This window comes from Candidatus Methylacidiphilales bacterium, from assembly GCA_025056655.1.
In the GTDB taxonomy this organism is placed as follows: Bacteria; Verrucomicrobiota; Verrucomicrobiia; order Methylacidiphilales; family JANWVL01; genus JANWVL01.
This window is the reverse complement of sequence record JANWVL010000122.1, coordinates 1-4,010: the sequence shown is the minus strand read 5'-3', so window position 1 is coordinate 4,010 and position 4,010 is coordinate 1. Positions and strand designations below refer to the sequence as shown.

Here is a 4,010-nt window from a genome sequence, read left to right as displayed (position 1 = left end):
ACCTCTATTATTTTAAAGTAATCTTCTCTAGTATAATTAGTCTCTCCGCGTGCTTGTTTTTCATTTTCATATTCTGTCCGAGCACTTACTTCTCGCATGCTTTGGGGCAGCATTACCCAACCATAATTTTTCCAGTCTAAGAATTTTCTATCTGAAGTTGCTCTTATCTTGCAACTGCCTTTATTCTTTATATACTCATTTTCTAGATAATATCTATAAATTACATTTTTACCTTCATATTTTTTAAATTCAATAATATAATGACTTTTTGACGCAGCATCCTTTCCGCAATCATAGATTGTATCCACCTGCACTTTTCTTTCGCTAACGGTATATACTCGATCCTTAGGATTACATGTGTATCGGGCATCAGGATCTTCACTGTTTAATTTTAGCTTAATTTCTAAAAAAAGCCATGGCATAAGTCCATCGCGGCAAAAATTCGGCAAGTAATCATATACTTTATGGCCTTCAATTTTTTGTCTTCTTATCCATTTTTCAGATGGGGTATAGCTATTTATCTCTTTGTTATTTATATCAATATAATATTCATCGCCAGTATCATATACGCATTTTATTTTATTATTCAAAAAAAATATTTCTGCCTTGCGTCTAAAATTCATGTCTTTAATTTCTTTGTCTTGGTAATCCATTGAAAACCCATACTCAGCATTTATATATACTCCCTCATTAGGTGTTAAATGTTCTATAATATTCCTTATTTTATCAATAAATTCTTTCTCACTAGAATATCCTAATACACAAATTGAAAAAAAGCATATTGTTGATATGTGTGCAATTTTAATTTTTCTCTTCATAATTACTTATTGCATGCGCTTACAATAGCTTTTTTATATTCCCAGGTTACAGTCCCGAGATTTATTTCTTCATCGTGATCGCTTATTCTTTGACACCCTCCCAGGTGCCACGTTGATACACTGACATTAGGCATTTGTGCTGTCTCTAGTCTACAATCTTCAACTGTACTTCTATCCCCACATTTTGCATCGGTTACTGCGCCTTTATAAATCTTTCTATCTCGACAAATAATGCTAATTGAATTTCCTAACTCTAATTTCACACACCCTCCAGGCCCGCTGCTATTTGCTACAAGGATCTGAAGATAGAACCCCATGCATATCAATATAGCGGCTACCACGCTTACTGCAAGCTTTTTTCTTCATAAATTTTGTTTTCATGTTCTTTCTCTTATTTGGGTTTTCCCTATGTTCCTTTTGCTAAACATGATACCTTTTCACACAATCGCGTAGTATCTTCTCCTGCTCCTCTGCCTCTTTACGTTCCTTGGGCTCGATTATTCCGAGCACTATCTTCGCGCGAAGATACATCCCGCGTAGTAGAGTATAATCTTTCTGATCTTCCATAGTTCGCACTACCTCTCCGGCATGTGCTTTAGCTTGCAGCTCTTGTCCTCGACCTAATGCTCTCTACATCAGCCAATAATGCCCATATCCGGTGTAGTGATGCGAGAGGTTAAGGGCTACTATCGCTGTATAGACTCGATCTGCTCGCGGATATTCTGATCACCATTTCTATAATTTTGCTTTTTTATAGCAACGTCTCAAGCCACTCCAGTCGAGCCATCAGCGCGAGGCAGGCGGGAACGTTCATTGTTCGGGCGTAGGTGTGGAAATCTTGTGCCTCAGCTTGCCAGTCTTAAGATTTCTTTTCTAGGGTAGCTACGACTACATTGTTTTTCCCTAGTATTCACTACAGACAGAGCTTAGTGAGATGGTTTGTTGCCTGAGGATTGGAATTTCTTCTTCGAATTTCTTCACAATACGAAATTACATTCGCCTGCCAAGCTCTGTGACCTCGAAGATCGTGTGTTGTTAAAGAAAAACGAAACCATAATCATGGAGTCAGCTTCTTCCGTTGCCATCTCACTCAGCATCGAGCCCCTTCTATACTATCCTAAAGAAACATCATGATATTTAAAGCAAATTTCCATATCACTAGCTAATCTAGAAGTTCCCGATAGTGATTACTTTATAATTTTTAATTTTGAGATGGTTTTATATCTATTGCTAGATATGGAGCTAAAAAAAGCGGAACTACAGTCCATTTAGATTTTTCATATACAAACATATCTGTTAAAGGTAGCGCTTCCTTGAATAATGTCGATTGTCCAGTATGATTTTGGCTTTCCACAGGCACAGATAATGTAACTAATACAATTTTTTGGAATTCATCATCTTTAATTTCATAAATTGAAAAGATTTTTATCGGCTTTTCACTTTCACTAATTTTGAAGCTTTTATGATATATACGATCAGCAAATGGAGAAAACATCTTTTCTTTGTATGGTAGATTATTATTTAGACAGCTTATAGCCTCAGTATAGTTTTTATTTATAATAGCTGAATAATACTTAATAATTATCTCTTTTAATTCATCAAGATTTGTCTTCTCACCTATATCTACTCTAAGACATTCTATTTCAAAATCTCCAAATCGATTATTCGAAGCATTCAGAAAACCTGAAAGTAGGCAAAAATAAATAAGAGCAAATATATCTAGTTTTATTTTATTCATAAAATCACTCACAATACTCATATAATCTTGCAATAAATACATTTTTCTCGGAAATAACAACACCATCACACGCAATTCGCGGTGGTATACAACCTTCTATTCGGTCAGGCAAATGAATATGAATTTCAATTTTTTGTCCAATCCATCTACCTTCGGGTGGCTTATCAGGAAATGGGCCAGTATCGCCAATCCTAATGGTTCCTAATGGTTGAGTATATCTACACCAATTCCCTTGGTGATTGAATGAAAATGCTGGTCCTAAATTCACTCCGTTTGAAAAGCCACAATATTCTAAGAAGTGCCTTGTTTTAGTAATTTCATTGTATTCTTGAATATAGACATCTCCGACACGTTTTTTCGGCGGACAACAATTCGGAGGAGCACAGGGATTTGAACCTTGTAAAGTAGGAAATATCATGATCGTGAGAATTGTAAAAACTATCAAGTATCTTGTCAACTTAATTTTTCTCATTTTTTTCCTTCGTTGACTAGTTTCTTTTTGCGATTTCGATAGCGGCCATTAGATCTGCTAATTCTTTTTCTATCTCTATTCTATCGACACCACTGACTAATGTGATATTTGGATTTAAGTTTTTCATAATCAACTCACTTTTTATGATCATTGACCTAGCAGCTCTCGAGTCAGAATTTTGATAGCGGATAACTTGTTTTGCATGGAATTGAGCCAAACTTAAATCTCCTCGAGCCGATGCTCGTATCATTAACCAATGATGACCATAAGCTAAATACCTGTGATGGGTCTGTATTGTAGTGACTTGATTATAGAGATCATCTGCACGATTATATAATCCTTGATCTACCAACCAATCACCGTATTGAATCATTATGTGCAATTTACCAGCATCGCTTATAGAACTACTAGAAATCCATTTTTGATATAGGCTCTCCCCCTCAGCGACCATTCCTTTTCTTAAGTAAGCTCTAATTACTAAAGAAGCTATCCCCCACCATGTTTCGCTCCCATCATTTAACTGATCCTGTGATGGATAAATATATTTTTCCCAGATTCTAATAGTTGTATCATTCCATCCCATATCATAACCTAAAAATCTTATTAATTTATCTATATGATGCCTTTGCTCTGCGATATTGGCTGAACGTGTTATTTCCTCTTCACAGCGACTGACTGCCAGCAATCCTATTTCATTGGCTAGCTGGTTTGATGCTGTGCTAACATTCATCTTTGTTATCTTGCGAGCAACATCAATAGCCAACGTGTAGCTATTTCTCGACTGTATCGTGGTAATGATTTCCCGATAGGCATCAGAGATAGATTTAGAATCCCCTTTCTTGAGCAACGCATCAAGCCATTCTATACGAGCCATTAGGGCGAGTGCAGAAGGCACGCCAGGGGTGCGGGCGTAGGTGTCGAACGTTTCTGCAGCGATTTTCCAATTTCCCGTTTTCTTCTCCAGCTTTGCAAGAGACCATAG

General features: G+C 36.6%; 5 protein-coding genes. All 5 read right to left on the bottom strand.

All coding sequences use genetic code 11. From position 1 onward, the window contains the following. The coding region (locus NZM04_08060) for a hypothetical protein (GenBank protein MCS7063976.1) at nt 1–818 on the bottom strand (818 nt) is incomplete at its 3' end. A gap of 420 nt (nt 819–1,238) precedes the next feature. Next, nucleotides 1,239–1,385: a hypothetical protein gene (locus NZM04_08055; protein ID MCS7063975.1), complete on the bottom strand. Its 147-nt coding sequence runs from the start codon at nt 1,383–1,385 to the stop codon at nt 1,239–1,241. A gap of 634 nt (nt 1,386–2,019) precedes the next feature. Beyond that, nucleotides 2,020–2,556, bottom strand: a complete 537-nt coding sequence (locus tag NZM04_08050) for a hypothetical protein (GenBank protein MCS7063974.1) — start codon at nt 2,554–2,556, stop codon at nt 2,020–2,022. A 4-nt stretch (nt 2,557–2,560) separates the two neighbouring features. Next, the gene (locus tag NZM04_08045; protein MCS7063973.1) at nt 2,561–2,974 is read right to left on the bottom strand and encodes a hypothetical protein; all 414 of its coding nucleotides are present in this window, start codon (nt 2,972–2,974) and stop codon (nt 2,561–2,563) included. Between the two features lie 70 nt (nt 2,975–3,044). Beyond that, nucleotides 3,045–4,010 (bottom strand): NAD(P)H-hydrate epimerase (locus NZM04_08040; GenBank protein ID MCS7063972.1); only part of this gene is annotated, 966 nt, incomplete at its 5' end.